General features: G+C 34.4%; 7 protein-coding genes. All 7 read right to left on the bottom strand.

The window, feature by feature from the left end:
* Positions 1-17: 17 nt before the first annotated feature.
* The 7 genes from ACFSTE_RS12475 to ACFSTE_RS12505 all read right to left on the bottom strand — a co-directional run bounded on the left by ACFSTE_RS12475 (position 18) and on the right by ACFSTE_RS12505 (position 15,290).
* Positions 18-2,834 carry a TonB-dependent receptor plug domain-containing protein gene (locus tag ACFSTE_RS12475; RefSeq protein WP_378253364.1) on the bottom strand — a complete coding sequence of 939 codons (2,817 nt, stop codon included), beginning with the start codon at positions 2,832-2,834 and terminating at the stop codon, positions 18-20.
* A gap of 576 nt (positions 2,835-3,410) precedes the next feature.
* The gene (locus tag ACFSTE_RS12480; protein WP_378253366.1) at positions 3,411-4,856 is read right to left on the bottom strand and encodes a SusD/RagB family nutrient-binding outer membrane lipoprotein; all 1,446 of its coding nucleotides are present in this window, start codon (positions 4,854-4,856) and stop codon (positions 3,411-3,413) included.
* A 10-nt stretch (positions 4,857-4,866) separates the two neighbouring features.
* The gene (locus tag ACFSTE_RS12485; RefSeq protein ID WP_378253368.1) at positions 4,867-8,085 is read right to left on the bottom strand and encodes a SusC/RagA family TonB-linked outer membrane protein; all 3,219 of its coding nucleotides are present in this window, start codon (positions 8,083-8,085) and stop codon (positions 4,867-4,869) included.
* A 436-nt stretch (positions 8,086-8,521) separates the two neighbouring features.
* On the bottom strand, positions 8,522-9,886 hold the full coding sequence (locus ACFSTE_RS12490; RefSeq protein ID WP_378253370.1) for a RagB/SusD family nutrient uptake outer membrane protein: 1,365 nt from the start codon (positions 9,884-9,886) through the stop codon (positions 8,522-8,524).
* 6 nt (positions 9,887-9,892) lie between these two features.
* The gene (locus ACFSTE_RS12495) at positions 9,893-12,979 is read right to left on the bottom strand and encodes a SusC/RagA family TonB-linked outer membrane protein (RefSeq protein WP_378253372.1); all 3,087 of its coding nucleotides are present in this window, start codon (positions 12,977-12,979) and stop codon (positions 9,893-9,895) included.
* A gap of 270 nt (positions 12,980-13,249) precedes the next feature.
* Complete coding sequence (locus tag ACFSTE_RS12500) at positions 13,250-13,702, bottom strand: hypothetical protein (protein WP_378253374.1); 453 nt, start codon at positions 13,700-13,702, stop codon at positions 13,250-13,252.
* Between the two features lie 73 nt (positions 13,703-13,775).
* Entirely contained in the window at positions 13,776-15,290 is a 1,515-nt protein-coding gene (locus ACFSTE_RS12505; protein ID WP_378253376.1) for a hypothetical protein, read from the bottom strand.
* Positions 15,291-15,302: the final 12 nt, after the last annotated feature.

Here is a 15,302-nt window from a genome sequence, read left to right on the forward strand (position 1 = left end):
TTTCATTTTTGATTTTCTTAGAAATGGAACTTAAGAGATGTCATGTAGATTCTAGGAGCGGATTCTGTTCCATACGCAAATCCTCCACTACCAAAAGCATTTTGATTTCCAACTCCAGATCCTGTGGTTTCTGGGTCAAATTGACCTGCAGTCCAGTTGAATGGGTTCGTAACAGTAAAGCCAAAAATTACATCATCAAAAAGTCCTAGCTTATCTCCAAAAGAATAACTAGCTCCAATGTTTCTTATTTTTAAGAAGTCACTATCGAAAACAAAATAGTTTACATAGTTAAAAGGGCTTGTTGTTCCTACTAGATCTTCTGGAATACCTGTATTGTCGGATTGTCTTAAATGTCTTAACAAGAAACTTAGATCAACAATCTTTCCTCCAAATTGATAATCCCCTGTCATAAAGATATTTAATCTGTCCCAGGTGTAATTTAGACCAAAAGAACCAAAATTAGGAGCAAACGTATCACCTAAAGAAGAATTAGGAGTTAGTGTATATGTTCCATCACCATTAGGGTCAGCTCTTGTTCCTCTTAAGTAACCAAGAGATTGTCCTTCTTCAACCCAAGAACCGATCACTGTAAAACCACCAACATTAAAAGCAGGAGCTCCTCCCGTACTAGATACATAATTATCGTTGATGTTGTAAGAGGCATTTATACTTAAGTTATGCTTTCCTTTGTTTATAATATTGGCATTTAAAGCAAATTCCCAACCTTCGTTTTTAATTTCTCCAATGTTTTGTACTTGATTAAACTGACCGTTAGATGGAGGTTGTCCAGGAGTAAATAAAGCATCTTTTGTTGTGGCAGTATATTTTGTTCCACTTAAATTAATTCGATCTTCAAATAAGCCTAGCTCAATTCCGTATTCTGTAGTAACTACTGTTTCAGAAATTAAATCGTCATTTCCAGGCTGGTTAAATATAAAAGTAGGGGTGCCTAAAAATGGGTTAAGATTAAATGTCTTATCTTGAGAAAAAGCTCTAGCAAAGTTAGTAGCCTCTCCATAATTAGCTCTTAGTTTTATAGAAGATAAAACAGTACTGATACCACTGTCATAATAAAAATCATGATCAGAAATGTTGTAAGTGATTCCTATTTTTGGTAAGAATAAAGGGTCTGTATTTTTACCTGCCTGAGTGTTTTGGTCTAGACGACCACCAAATTCAAGAAAGGCTACATTGTATATTCCAATGTTTTCAAGAAAATAAATACCGTAGTTGGCATTTTCTAAAATAAAGTCATCAGCAGTTCTCGTTGGAAAAAAGCCTAAATCGGTTGTTCCATCAACCCCACCAGATCCTGTTGTTCGATATTGTCTGTCAGTCGATCTAAAAAATTGACCTCCTAAAACAGTAACAAAATCAAAGTTTTGAATACTTCCTCTATGGGTAAGGTTGAGGTCTCCTGTAACAGTGAAGGCATTTCTTATTAGTCGATTAACTGCAGCTTGATCAGTTGTTCCAGGATTTAAATTTCCAGAGGCAATTCCAAATGCATTCGTAGAATTCTCTTGTTGTAAAGAAGTTCTTGAGTCAATACCTATGGTAGCGTTACCTTGAATGTTGTCTGAAAAATCGTATGTAAATTTATTGGAATTGGTAAAACGATTAACGTTGTTCATAATATCTACAAGTGGTCCAATGGCGTTGGAGCGATCGAGCTCAACTTGCCATTCTTCCTCTGTTAATTCATCGAGGTTCCCTCTACCAGCACCTTCAAAAGCAGAAAACCTTGAATCACTGGTATTAGCGTTGTAATCAAGATTAGATTGGAAACCAACATAAGAGAAAGAACCTTGGTATCTCAACTTATCAGTAATCCTAGCTCCTAATCCAAAAGACAAGTTTCTTCTAACTTGTTCATTAAGTTTGTTAAAAGAGTCATCTGAATATAGGCTTCCTGAAAAGTTATAGGTTACTTTTTCATTTCCTCCGTTGACACCTACTTTATATTCAATAGAGAACCCTGGTTTAAATAAAGCTTCCGCTGTTCTTTTATACTTTAAATAGTCTTCAGTTGCTTTGATAACTCCAAGTCGGGATTCAAAGGTGAACCTTGATTTACCAGAAGTACCTTTTTTGGTAATAATTTGAATAACACCATTAGCAGCATCTGCTCCATATAATGTCGTTGCAGCCCCTCCTTTTATATACTCAATCTTTTCAATAGATTCTACTGGAATATCTGCTAAGGCAGAAATGTCAGCTCCACCTGTAGCAATTGCTAATTGAGGATTAGAGTTTAGGTTATCAACACGAACACCATCGACAATTACCACAGGTGTAGCCGAAGTATTAGCTGATATAGCTCCTCTGGTTCTAATAATGGCAGCAGTACCAGGTTGCCCTGAACTTAGTCTGATTTGTGCACTAGGAGTGGTTGATTGTAATAGTTGATCAATTTGGTTTGAAGGGAGTTTTTCAACTTCTTCTGCTGTAAGAAAATCTACTGTAGTAGATAATTTTCTTTTCGCTATACCGGATCCTTGCCCTGTAACTACAACTTCTTCTAGTATAGAGGCAGCTGGAGCTAATACTACATTTATTGTATTATTGTCTCCTATTACTTTTTCTACTTGTTGGAAACCAACATAACTATATGAAAGTACGGCTCCTTTGTTTACATTGATACTATAATTACCGTCAAAATCGGTTTGCGTTCCAGTTGCTGTGTTTTTTATGATAATATTTACACCAGGAAGGGGGAGTCCTTGATTATCTGTAACCGTACCGGATACTTTTTTTTCTTCTTGTCCAAAGGTTATTTGCACAAGAAATAGTGCTATGAATAGCGCTAAAATTCTACTAAATTTGATGTTCATTTTTATTAGTTATTTAAATTAGCCTTGTCAAAAATGTAAATAATAACTATAGGGAACAACTTTTTTGGTAGTATTTTTTTATTTTTTTTAGATTTAAGCTCTTTTTTTTGTTAAAAAAGCAAAAAATATGTTGTTTGAGTAATTATAAGATGGTTTTTTTGCAAGTTTTTGAATTTTAAAAGTGCTCTTAAGGAGTTTTTAAAGATGTATATTTAGATTGTATTAATAAGTGGGTAATAGTGTTTTTATGCTAAGGTGTGTATAGAAGATAATGACTAAGGTATTTTGTTTATTAAAAAATACAAATGTGAAGAGTAATAACAGTTATTCGAAAAAAAGAGGATAGCTGATTACAGATAACTCCTTAATTAGTTAAGAAGGATAAGGAATATAAAGGAGAGATATTGTTTAGGGTGGATCTAATGTGTGTTACTGGATCAAATATTGAAAGTTTTTTATTGTATCAAACGGTTTAAGTAATTCGTAAAAAATAATATATCTTAATAAAAATGAAAACACCCCGAGATTTTTCTCGGGGTGTTTATTATAAATAATGCTCTTGTCACTTAGAATAGACTATAAAGCCCACCATAGATTAGTGTCTAAATCGTCTTTGCCTTGAGCTTTAACTGCATTATCGTAATTTTCTTTGTTTAAAGAAGGTGCAGTGCCTGGGTAAGCATGTCTTCTAGGAATGCCATTTCCATTAATAGCATTAGTAATTATTTTTAATGTAGGAGCAACTCCTAAGCTTTCATAACGTCTCCATTCAGCCCAAGATTCATGTCCTTGTAAAAACAATGCAACCCATTTTTCATATGCAATAGTTTTTAGCCCGTCATAAGTAATAGTATTGATATAGGTTGTTATATCAGTATTATTAACTTCCCATTGTTCCATGCTAGCTTTAATAGCGTCTTTTGTTAATTGTTCCGAGCTACCTGCGTCCCAACCTAATTCTACTGCTTCAGCTTTTGCAAATAACATTTGAGAATAGGTAAATAAGAAAGATGGAGCTTTACTGTTTTTGATGATATTGGATGTTATAGAAGAAAAGTCAGAGGTGTCATTTTGTTCTCCATATACACCGCCAGCATGTTTAGTTGGCGTATTTACAGGTTTGTCAGAATATTTGTCCAGTCTAGGGTCTTGTGGGGTTTCAGGATTACCATTGCCAATCATAGCATTAACGAAAGTCTCTGCCATACAATAATCTTTTCTGCTCTCAAATCTATCTTGCCAAGGGTTATCGTTAGAATCCTCTTCTAAAAAAGTGTAAATAATATTTTCGTTATTACCTGAAATTGCATTTTCAATAGATTTTTTATACTGTAACGCGGCATATTCGGTTGTTCCAGGAACTTGTTTAGAAATCCTTATACTCATTATAACCTTCAGAGAGTTAGCTAGTTTTTTCCAGTTGTCCATATTTCCATTGAAAAGGATATCCCCTACAGGACCAGCTTCAGAATTAATTAAAGAAAGTGCCTCGTCAATTTCCTCAAAGGAGCCTTTGTAGATGGTTTCTACACTTTCGTATTTAGGAAATAAGTTTTCAGTTCCTTTTAGAGCTTCTGTATATGGTGCGTAGCCCCATCGATCAGCTATTGTAACAAAAATATAAGATCTTAAGATTTTAGAAACTGCTATTTGGTTGTTGAGACCTCCATAAACCGATGCATTTTCTTTCGTGGTCTCATCAGTACATACTTTAATTATTTCATTAAGGTTAACGAGTACGTCTTGATACTCTGTGTCATAACTAAAATTAAAGCCAAGGTATCTAGATTCATCAGGATAGTCTCCATTTGAAAGATATTGTACATATAAATTAGGTACGGTTGCTGTGCTATAATTATTTCCGAGATATTTTTGAGCTTCTGTTAGAAGCCCTGATGTAACAGCGTTTGATGGCTGATTAGGGTTCGTGTTGGTGTCTCCAAAGTCAGTTGTTTCACATGAGCTAAAAAAGCAAATGATAAAAACAAAACTAGCGACTAGTATTGATTTTGTGTTTTTCATGTTTAATGTTTTAGAATGTAAATTGCACATTTAAACCGTAAGATTTAGCACTAGGAGCTTGTCCTCCTTCAATGAATACTTGACCGTTCATAGCGGCGTCATTTCTTCCTCTTTCTATTTGAGAAGGATCTATGCTAGGAACTGCTGAGTACAATAAAAATAAATTATTACCGTATGCCCCTAGCTTTATATTATCTGCTCCAATTTTTTCAGATAATCTTTTAGGGAGGTTATAGGATAAGGATATTGTTCTAAGGCGTATGTATGAAGCGTCGTAAATGAATTCATCACCAATTCCAAATTTGCTTTTGAAATAGGTTTGAGGACTTACATAATAAGAAGCTTTTTGGTTTGTTTCAGAATCAATCCCTTCTATTAAGATACCTCCGGTATTGCTGCTTGAGTCGCTGACAGGAGTTATTGTTCTAGAGGTTCCATTGGAATCGGCTACTTGATTTCTTATAGGATTTCCTTTATCATTATTTCCAATTGTTGATTTGGATATACCACTATATTGTGAAAACATTTGAGTCATAGAAAAGAATTTACCTCCTTTTTGGAAATCAATACCAATAGATAAATCTAAGTTTTTGTATTTAAAACTATTTGAAAAACCACCTGTGAAATCTGGTAAGAAATTCCCTAAGTACTGTTGTTCCTCTTTAACAAAAGAGAAAGAGTCATCTGAGGTGTTTATATAAGGAATTCCATTTTCATTTCTTTTTATCCGTCGTCCATATACAGCTCCCCATTCTTGTCCAACTCTTTCCTGAATGTTAATCATGGATTCGTTACCCCAGTAATTAGGACGTCTACTATAGGCAGATATAATATTGTTTTCAACGCCTTTTGCTAATTCTATAACTTCTCTTTTTAAGGTACCTATATTAATGGATGTATTCCAAGAAAAAGAGTCGGTTTTAATAGGAGTTCCATTTATTCCAATTTCGAAACCACTGTATCGTTGTTTTCCAGAGTTGGCGTCTATAGAGTTATATCCAGTAGAAGAGTCTATTGACAATTGAACCGGAAGGTCAGAATCTTCCTTTTTAAAATAAGTAAGATCAAAACCAATCCTGTTTTTAACAAATCTCATTTCTGTTCCTATTTCAATCTCGTTACGTACACCTCCGATTAATTGAGAGTCAGGAAGGGTGTTCGGAATACTTATAGAACCTTTAGGACCATAACTAGCTTCCGTTTCATATGTCTTGGCGAGTCTGTATACATCGGGAAAACTAGGGGCTTCTGCATACCCAATTCTGGCTTTACCAAAAGTAAGGATGTCGTTTTTAGGAATTAATTTAGAGAATAAAAAGCTTAGAGAAGTTCCAAGTGTCTCAACTCTATTATTTTCAGGGTTAGCAGTAGAGTTCCAATCAAACCTATAACTAGCATCAAGGAAAAGTAGATTATTGTATCCTAAAGAACCTTTTAGGAATATCGCTTTGTTTTTCCAATTTTCGTAGTTAGTTCTTATTGTAGGTCTATCTTTTGAAGTGGCAATACTATAAAAGTCTGGTGTTGTTAAACCTCCAACTGTATTAGCTTCAAAGGATCGAAATTGGTTGTTGATAGATTCTCCTCCCAAGTTCAATAATAAATCAAATTTGTTTATTTGTTTGTTGTAATTTAATATAGCAAAATACTCATCTTGAGCATCGTTTGTTTCAAATTCATCATATTTTGGAATTCCGCTAATACTACCCCAAGCATCTCTAATGTCTTTGTCTTTTATACTAGTATTTCTTTTTCTGATTTCAATGTTGGCAGAAAATTCATCATTTATTTTATAATTCAGACCAAGGTTACCGTAAGTTGAATTTCTAAAGTTAGTGTTTAAATTTTCATAAAGCTCGAAAAAAGGTGAGTCCCAGTATTTAGGTTGCGTATCGGTTGGAGAATTGATATTCCATGAAGTGATTCTTCCCCCTCTTCTATAGTTTCTAACGCGATCCATGTCTAATTGACGTTGCCACCATTGGTTTAAGTTAGAGAAAACATTACCATAGTTTCTGTCTAGTTGATTGTTAGTTTTTCTATGTTGGTAGTTTGCATTTCCATAAAACTCTAGCTTTTTTGTTATTTTATATTTGACATTAAAAGCTACTTGAGTTGTGTTTCTATCAGAGTTTCTAACAATACTGTTTCTGTCTGTTCTCATGATCTGTCCTTTTACACTATAGTCTTCACTACCTTTTAGAAAAGTTAGACTGGTTCTGCTTGTATGTCCTCTTCGATAAAAGTCTTTTATATTATCAGGTTGAGCAGACCAAGGTCTTAATTTTCCAAATTCAGAATCACCTTGTATCCAAGAATCCCAATGTCTTACAGGTGTTCCATCAAGTTTTGGTCCCCAAGATTCGTCAGCTTTGTAAGTGGGTGTTTTTTGTCCATCAAATTGAGCCCAAGATGCAGGGTGAATGCTAGGATTGAATTCGAATGTGTCAAACTCAGTACTATACCCACCACCATATTCATTTTGATATTCAGGAAGAAGGTCAACGGTTTCAAAGGAGGTTCCGTGATTTAAAATAACTTTAGTGTCTCCAGATTTAGCTCTTTTGGTGTTTATAATGATTACACCATTTCTACCTAGAGGTCCATATAGAGCTGTTGCGGCAGAACCTTTTAATACTGACATGTTCTCAATGTCTTCAGTGTTAACATTGTCTGAATTTTCCATTTTTATACCATCTATGATATAAAGAACATCTGTATTTCCTCTTAGGCGAATCTCTCCTGAGTCAAAACCAGCAGCAGGACCTCCAATAAATTGAACACCTGAAACTTTACCGGCCATTGCTGTAGATACATCAGAAATTAGGTTTTTACCTATTTCTTCTCCTTCTACAGATTGTACAGAATATCCTACAGATTTTTTAGACCTTTTTATACCTAATGCGGTCACAACTACTTCTTCAAGTTCCGAAGCGTCTTCTTGAAGAGTTACATTAATTGTTGATTCTTCTCCAACAACCAGTTCTTTTGTAGAAAAACCAATGTAGCTAAAAGAAAGTACTGCTCCTTTATTAACTTCGATAGAATAATTACCATCAAAGTCAGATTGAGTTCCGCTACTTGTCCCTTTGACAAGTATGTTTACCCCAGGTAAAGGCATTCCGTTATTATCGGAAATAACACCTGAGACAGTTTTTTCTTGTGCAAAAGTTAATTGCACAACAAACGCTAGGAATAGCGTTAAAATTACACTAAACTTTGTTCTCATTTTACGATTTATTTGAATTAACCGCGTCAAAAATGTGAATAATATGCATATAAAGCAACTTTTTGTTGATAATTTTTTAATTAATGCATAGAGGGGTTTAAGTTATACTTAAAAAGATGTGTTTTTTTTGAAATGTTAATAAATATAAGGGGTTTGGTGGTTTTTGGTGAGTAAGGTATTTTAAATGAATAGATTACATTGAATGTTAAAGTTGGGTTAATAATCCGGCTTTTTTGGAAAAAGGAGTCTTGTTTTTTGAATATAGCTAAAATGTTAAAATTATAAAGTGAAGCACTAAAAAGATGAAATTTTAAAATTTTTTGGAGAAAACTTTAGTTTTTAGCTTTAGAAGAAGTGGAAAAGGTAGGGGGCTAAAAAGAAAAGACCGATAAACATCGTTTATCGGTCTTATTATTCTTAAGAAATATTTGTTTTCTTAGTATCCTTTGTTTTGATCCATGTTTGAATTAGCGTCTAATTCAACTTGTGGGATTGGCATAGCCATTCTATGATCTCCATATGGAATTGATTGAGATATATTTTGTTTAGGATCTATTTTTTCGATATTCTTTTGTGTTCTTAACAAGTCATCATATCTAAAACCTTCAAAAATAAGCTCTTTTCTTCTTTCGTTAAGGATGTCATCTTTAGTAAGGGGAGCTGTATAGGCAGAAGCTCCTCTTTCTGCAGTTAAAAGGTTTATCTGAGTTAATGCATCTCCTCCTGTTTCAAATAATGCTTCAGCATAGTTTAAGATAACTTCCTCAAATCTGATAATAGGAACATTGTCGTATCCATTTAGAGCGGGGTATTTTCCTAAATTTCTTAATCTTTCATCTTCCATTCCAAGAATATCAGCTCTAACATCTCCTGCCTCATAAAGGTTGCTTACGTTCTCAAGAACCTCAATGTCACCGTAAACATCTCCTTTATAGATAAACCCTAAACTATTAGAGTCTAAGTTGTCTATGTCGCTATATGCCAACTCAAAAATAGAGTTTTGAGCAGCATCAATGGCAAAAGAGTTAACATAGTTATCTTTTGGTACAATTGAATATAAACCAGAGTTAATTACTAGTTCAGCTGCTGCTTTAGCTTCATTATACATGCCAAAATATAGTGCTACTTTTGATTCTATAGCTTTAGCAGTATATTTAGACATAGTTTCTTTTGAGCTGTCATAATGAGCATCGCTCATTGTGTTGAATGCCATGTTCAAGTCCTCGAAAATAAACTTCTTTACTTCTTCAATAGTGTTTCTAGAAGGGGTTAAGTTGTCTCCTCTAAACTCAGTAACGTAAGGTATTCCTAAAGTTCCACCAACATGTTGTTGACCATAGTTTCTAAGAAGGTCAAAATGAGCTAATGCTCTAATGGCATAAGCTTGCCCTTGAATGTGTTTAGCTTCGGATATATCTGAAGTAGTTTCGTCAAAGGAAGAAACATCAGTTCCTAAGATAATATTGGCACTAGCAATTACTCTGTATGCATGAGTCCATATTCCAGGGTTTCCGTCTGCAGTATAATTAAAGGTAGCAGGGGTTTGGAAACGCCCAGAGTTACCGTTTGCAAAGACATTATCTGTTCTGACCTCATTGTGGATTATAAAGTCTCTACCATAGTATTGACGTACAGTCATTCTACTGTACGCACCTCTTAAGACACCAGCTAAATCTTCTGTAGAGCTAATGCTTCCTTCGAGTTGTTTTTCTTGGGCAAGGGTTGGGTCAAGATCGCTTGTTGTACATGATGTAAATGAAACAACAGCTGATAGGCATATGTATATTAATTTATTTTTCATTGTTTCTTAGAATTTAAGATTAACACCTAAAGAGTAAGTTTTTGTCGGAGGCGTAGTTAAGCTGGTGAAACCGTTAGCTTGTACTTCAGGATCGTATTTTAATCCGCTGTCTTTAACCCATGTAAATACGTTGGTTCCTCTAACAAATATTCTTGCAGATGCTAAACCTACTAGGTCTAAATGTTTGTTTTGGAAATTGTATCCCAAAGTTATGTTTTTCAGTCTTATGAAATCTCCGTCATGAAGGAATCTTGTATGGGTTCTCCATGGTTCTGCAGTATAAGTAACTTTTGATACTTCAGTAACGTCTCCTGGTTCTTGCCATCTGTCTAATACAGTGTTTATTCCATTATAAAATTGCAAAGAGAATCTATCGTTTCCGTTTGTGTAACGAGCCCAATCTTCATAAACCTGATGTCCTCCGGCATAGTAAGCATTAGCATCTAGGAAGAAGCCTTTATAGTCAATGTGAATGTTAGCTCCTGCAGTTAGAGTTGGTAATGCTCCTGTTCCTTGAAAAGCTCTTTCTGCTTCATTATAGTTGGTTGTAGTTTCTCCGTCTGTTCCGTTAAGGTAATAAAGGTTCTCTCCTGTGTTAGTGTCAACACCAGCGAATTTTCTCATGTACCATTCCCATACGGTGTGACCAGATTGAACTCTTCTTGTTCCTGTAGATATTGAGATTTCTTCTCCATTACCATCTGTTGCAAGCTCTAATACTTCGTTTTTATTGGTTGATAAGTTTCCTCCTATAGAAAGATTGAAATCATCAGATCTTACGATTTCAACATTTAATTCAACTTCAAAACCTTTGTTTTCCATTCTTCCAATATTCTGGTTTTGTATTCCAAAACCTGTAGTTCTTGATAATGGAACTTCTTGAAGTAAGTCAGTAGACTCTCTTCTATAGTAAGAGAAAGAACCAGAAACTCTATTTTGGAATAAACCAAAATCAACACCTGTGTCAAATGATTTTGATTTTTCCCATGTAAGGCTGTTGTTACCAAATGTAGATGGGTATACAGCAGATGAACCTTGGTAATCCGCATCATAGCCTAATAATGTTTGGTATGTGTTTAAGTCTATATTGGCATTACCAGAAATACCATATGAAGCACGAAGTTTTAGGTTGTTTATAATATCTTCAGTACCAGTCATAAAGCTTTCGTTTTGGACATTCCATGCTGCACCAAGAGACCAGAAAGTTCCCCATCTGTTGCTTTCGTGGAATCTAGAACTAGCTTCTTTTCTATAAGTAGCATTTAAAAGGTACTTGTTGTCATAACCATAGCTCATAGTTCCCAAGTAAGAAGCTACACTCCAGTCAAAGAATCGAGAGTCAGCTGTTGTTGGTTTACCTGCAGAGTTTAAGTTGGTTAATCCGTCAGCAGCAAAGTTTTCTCCTTCTGCATTTAAGTAGTTTCTTTTATTTTCTTGGTATTCTTGTAAAAGTTTTAGGTCGAACTTATGTAGATCATTTACAATAAAGTTATAGTTTAAAGAGTTTTGGAATACATAATTAGTTATGATTCTAGTAGTTCTTGAAGCTGAACCACCAAGATCTTCAGCGTCTCCATGAGTTCTATTCTGATATCTTTTTCGATCAAAAACAGTATAATCAATATTAGCTCTTGATGTGAATGATAAGTTCTCTATAGGTGTATCCCATGTAATAGAGTTGTTGTTTATAATTCTTGTGAACTTGTTTAAACTAATATCGTTTTCAGCTATCCATAAAGGGTTTCTTACACTTCCTACGTTATCAATGTTAATCGTTCCGTCTGAATTATAAGGAGTTCTTAGGGGAGACATAAAATATTTAGCAGTTCTAGGTGACCCAAAATAAGCACTTCCTTCAAGTAATCCGTCTTGCTCTGTGTTAGCAACGGTAGTTTTAGTGTTGAACTTTAATTTGTTAGAAAGATCTCTAGAGTATCGTAAACTTCCTGAAATTCGTTTAAAGTCTGCTCCAATTACGGTAGCTTCTGAATTAAAAAGACCTAAAGAGGCGTAGAAGTTTGATTTTTCGTCACCTCCAGTAACGGAAAAGTTGTACTCTGATTGAACAGCATCTTTATTTTTGATGACATCTGCCCAGTTTCCTTCAGGTCTTCCAGCAGCATTCCAATCAAGATAATCTCTGCCAAATACATTTGTATTAGCTTCGTAATATGCTTGTGCTTGATCTCTAGAAAAACCTTCACTTGCTCCAAAAGTATTATATAAAGACTCATAAAATAATTGTTCTCTTTCGGCTGCAGTAAGGACTGTTGGTCCACTAACAGCATCGTTAGAAAAACCGACAGATGAATTAAGAGTGTAAGTAGTTTTTCCTGTTTTTCCGCTTTTAGTGGTAATAACAATTACTCCATTAGCACCTCTTGCTCCATAGGCAGCGATTGCAGACGCATCTTTTAATACCGTGATACTAGCAATATCAGAAGAGTTGATACTAGAAAGGGAAGAAAGAGTAGATGAAGCAGGAGCAGTATTTCCTCCATCACCTCTTGTGTCAGCTAAATCTATGTTATCCATAGGAACTCCATCAATAACGTAAAGAGGCTCATTTCCGGCTGTAATTGAGCTGATACCTCTTATACGAATTTGTTGAACAGAACCTGGTGTTCCAGAGTTTCCGGATATAGTAAGACCAGAAACCTTTCCTTGTAATACTTGATCTACAGAAGCTACAGGTACTTGTTCTATTTCCGCAGCTTTAATCTGTACTACAGAACCAGTTACTTCACTTTTTCTTTTTGAAGAATATCCCATTACTACAACTTCTTCTAGTTCTGCAGAGTCTTCTTCTAATTGAATCGAAATAACAGAATTGTCTCCAATTGCCATTTCTTTGGTTGTGAAGCCTATATAGCTGAATGTAATTACGGCTCCTCTATTAGCTTTAATGGAATAATTTCCATCAAAATCAGTTTGAGTTCCGTTATTGGTTCCTTTGATAAGGATGTTTACTCCAGGAAGTGGGAGCCCACTATTGTCTGTCACTGTTCCTGTGACAGTCTTCTCTTGCGCAAAAGTTAATTGCACAACAAACGCTAACAGTAGCGTTAAAATTCCACTGAATTTTGTTCTCATTTTACGAATTGTTTTAATTAGCCAGCGCCAAATTTGGAAAGAAAAATGTTATAAAACAATTTTTAGTTCATAAAATTTATAGATGAACAGTGGATTTGTATCGATAATATGTTAAATAAAAGGGAGATTTTTTAAAAAAATAATACTAAAAGTAGGGGTTCTCTTTTTTTTGTAAGGGGAATAGCTAAAAAAGAGATTATCTCTTGTTTGTTAGTGTTTTATTTAGATTTTTTTAAGATTTTTTTTAATAAAAATGAGTATAGATGTGGGTTACTTTGTACAGTCTGTTATTTTTACTTTAGCAGGGTAATTGTTATTCGTTTTTAGAATTATTTTTTTCTTGTCTTTTCTTCTGAATTTTACGATTCCTTGAGTTAAGGTTTGTTGTGGGTTTAATAAAACATATTCTTTGGATTTGGATATTTTTTTGACAAGCACAATAGCAATATCAATTTTATTCATTTTTTTAGAGGCGATTTTTTCATTAGTGGTAAATAAAATTACCTCTTTTTCTGGAAGGTATTGTTCCATGAGAATACTGTCTTGATATTTTGTATGAAAAAAGACAGTGTTGTCAATAATGATTTTGGCATCTTTAAAATTACCAAGGGTATTGTATTCTATTGATAAGCAGTTTCCTGTGTGTGTTTTTTGTGTGTTATTGCATGAGTATAGTAAGATAAGACTAGATGTTATAAATAAAAATATTCGGTTTTTAGGCATAAGGAACTTATGTTTTAATCAAAAAATAAAAGCCACCATAATTTATGGTGGCTTTTGTATTTTGTTGTTGTTTTTAATACGTTAAGGTAAGAGTTCTCCAGTCTTTAGAACCACTTGCAGCTCCTTCTGATCCGGCATTACTTGCTCCTCCAAAAGTGTAATTGGTGTCAGCTGTAATTTCTAATTCGGTGGCAGGAACGGGGTACATAGTTGGTGTTCCTGGTTGTAATAGATCGTGTCTCCTCATAAAAGCCCAGTTTACTGCCATTCCTGAGGCAAGGTCTAATTCAATTGAATATTCGTAGAAAATAGCATTTCTAACAGTTTCGGCTGTAGGTGTGGTAGATTGGTTTCCAGTAGTCATTCTTGGAGAGGCATCTAATGCAGCTACAGCACTAGCGAAATCATTTAATCTTAAGTGACATTCTGCTTTAATGTAGTCTATTTCAGCTTTTGGAAATATTTGAACGGGAAGACCATTTTGATTTTCATCATTATCATTAAAATACCTTGTATGGCGATAATTAGAAAATAAAGCTCTATTTCTTGTTGCGTTAAGAAACCCAAAAGCGTCTACATATTCATAATAAGATGTTAATCTGGGATCCGTAGAATTTGCAGGACCTAAAATTATATTAGAATCTAATGGATAGTCTGTTTCGTAACTCGTATCAAATAGCTTAAGTATTTTTAAATCTGTAGGCATATAACCAGAGCCATCAGCAAGTTGAAATAATGACCAGTCTTGAAGATTACTATATAACACATCTTCTTTTGAAGTTGGGAAAAAATCACTGTCTATTCCATTGTTGGCATATTGTAGGATCTTATTATAGTCTAAAGAAGCTGCTTCGCTGTCAGTTCTTGGATTTCCTATAGATAATCGAGCTAAAAATGAATTTGCTACTTTTTCGAATAAACTTCCGTCCAATGCATCTCCTCCTCTGTATATTTCATACGAAAAAGAGCTGGATGAAGAAGCTAATTGAATAGCTTTTTCTATATTACTCACTGCAGCTGTAAGTACTTCTTGGTATGTAGAGAATTGGAGGTCGTTTAATGAAGTTGTAGGGTCAACAATATATGCTTTATCATAAATCATAGCTAAGTAACCTTGGGCAACTCCCTTGTCAAAATATGCAGAAGCAAGTTCTTGATTGGTGAAATTGTCTTCATCAATAATAACAGTTCCATTTTCATTTTCTATATTGTTGATAACAATATTAGCATTATTAACCACAGCATTGAACTCAGCCCATGGACCACCTGCTTGAAATTGAAGATCGCCATTGGTTGATTGATTGTTGACGGCAAGTCTAGGTTGCTCGCAATAATCCCAAAAACTTCTAAAAGCGTTAGTGGACGTGAATTGATCAGCAAGTCCTCTAAAATATACTCCATTAAATCCAACTATAGAGGAGAATAGACTAGTGTGGTTTGTGATGTTAAAATTCTGAAAATCACTAGGGATGGCTAATACGTCTTTTGCATCAGCAGCATTAGGATTTTCGATATCAAATTCATCTTGGCTACAAGAGAGAATCATTGTGGCTAGAATACTAAAAAGTAAATATTTAATTCTTTTCATTTTTTTTTGTTT

It is taken from the genome of Aquimarina hainanensis, assembly GCF_042684685.1.
Classification (GTDB): domain Bacteria; phylum Bacteroidota; class Bacteroidia; order Flavobacteriales; family Flavobacteriaceae; genus Aquimarina; species Aquimarina hainanensis.

Excerpts from the sequence above, each read along its gene's own strand:
- ACFSTE_RS12480 (WP_378253366.1), bottom strand. The coding sequence starts at position 4,856 with ATGAAAAACACAAAATCAATACTAGTCGCTAGTTTTGTTTTTATCATT.
- ACFSTE_RS12500 (WP_378253374.1), bottom strand. The coding sequence starts at position 13,702 with ATGCCTAAAAACCGAATATTTTTATTTATAACATCTAGTCTTATCTTA.
- ACFSTE_RS12475 (WP_378253364.1), bottom strand. The coding sequence starts at position 2,834 with ATGAACATCAAATTTAGTAGAATTTTAGCGCTATTCATAGCACTATTT.
- ACFSTE_RS12495 (WP_378253372.1), bottom strand. The coding sequence starts at position 12,979 with ATGAGAACAAAATTCAGTGGAATTTTAACGCTACTGTTAGCGTTTGTT.
- ACFSTE_RS12490 (WP_378253370.1), bottom strand. The coding sequence starts at position 9,886 with ATGAAAAATAAATTAATATACATATGCCTATCAGCTGTTGTTTCATTT.
- ACFSTE_RS12485 (WP_378253368.1), bottom strand. The coding sequence starts at position 8,085 with ATGAGAACAAAGTTTAGTGTAATTTTAACGCTATTCCTAGCGTTTGTT.
- ACFSTE_RS12505 (WP_378253376.1), bottom strand. The coding sequence starts at position 15,290 with ATGAAAAGAATTAAATATTTACTTTTTAGTATTCTAGCCACAATGATT.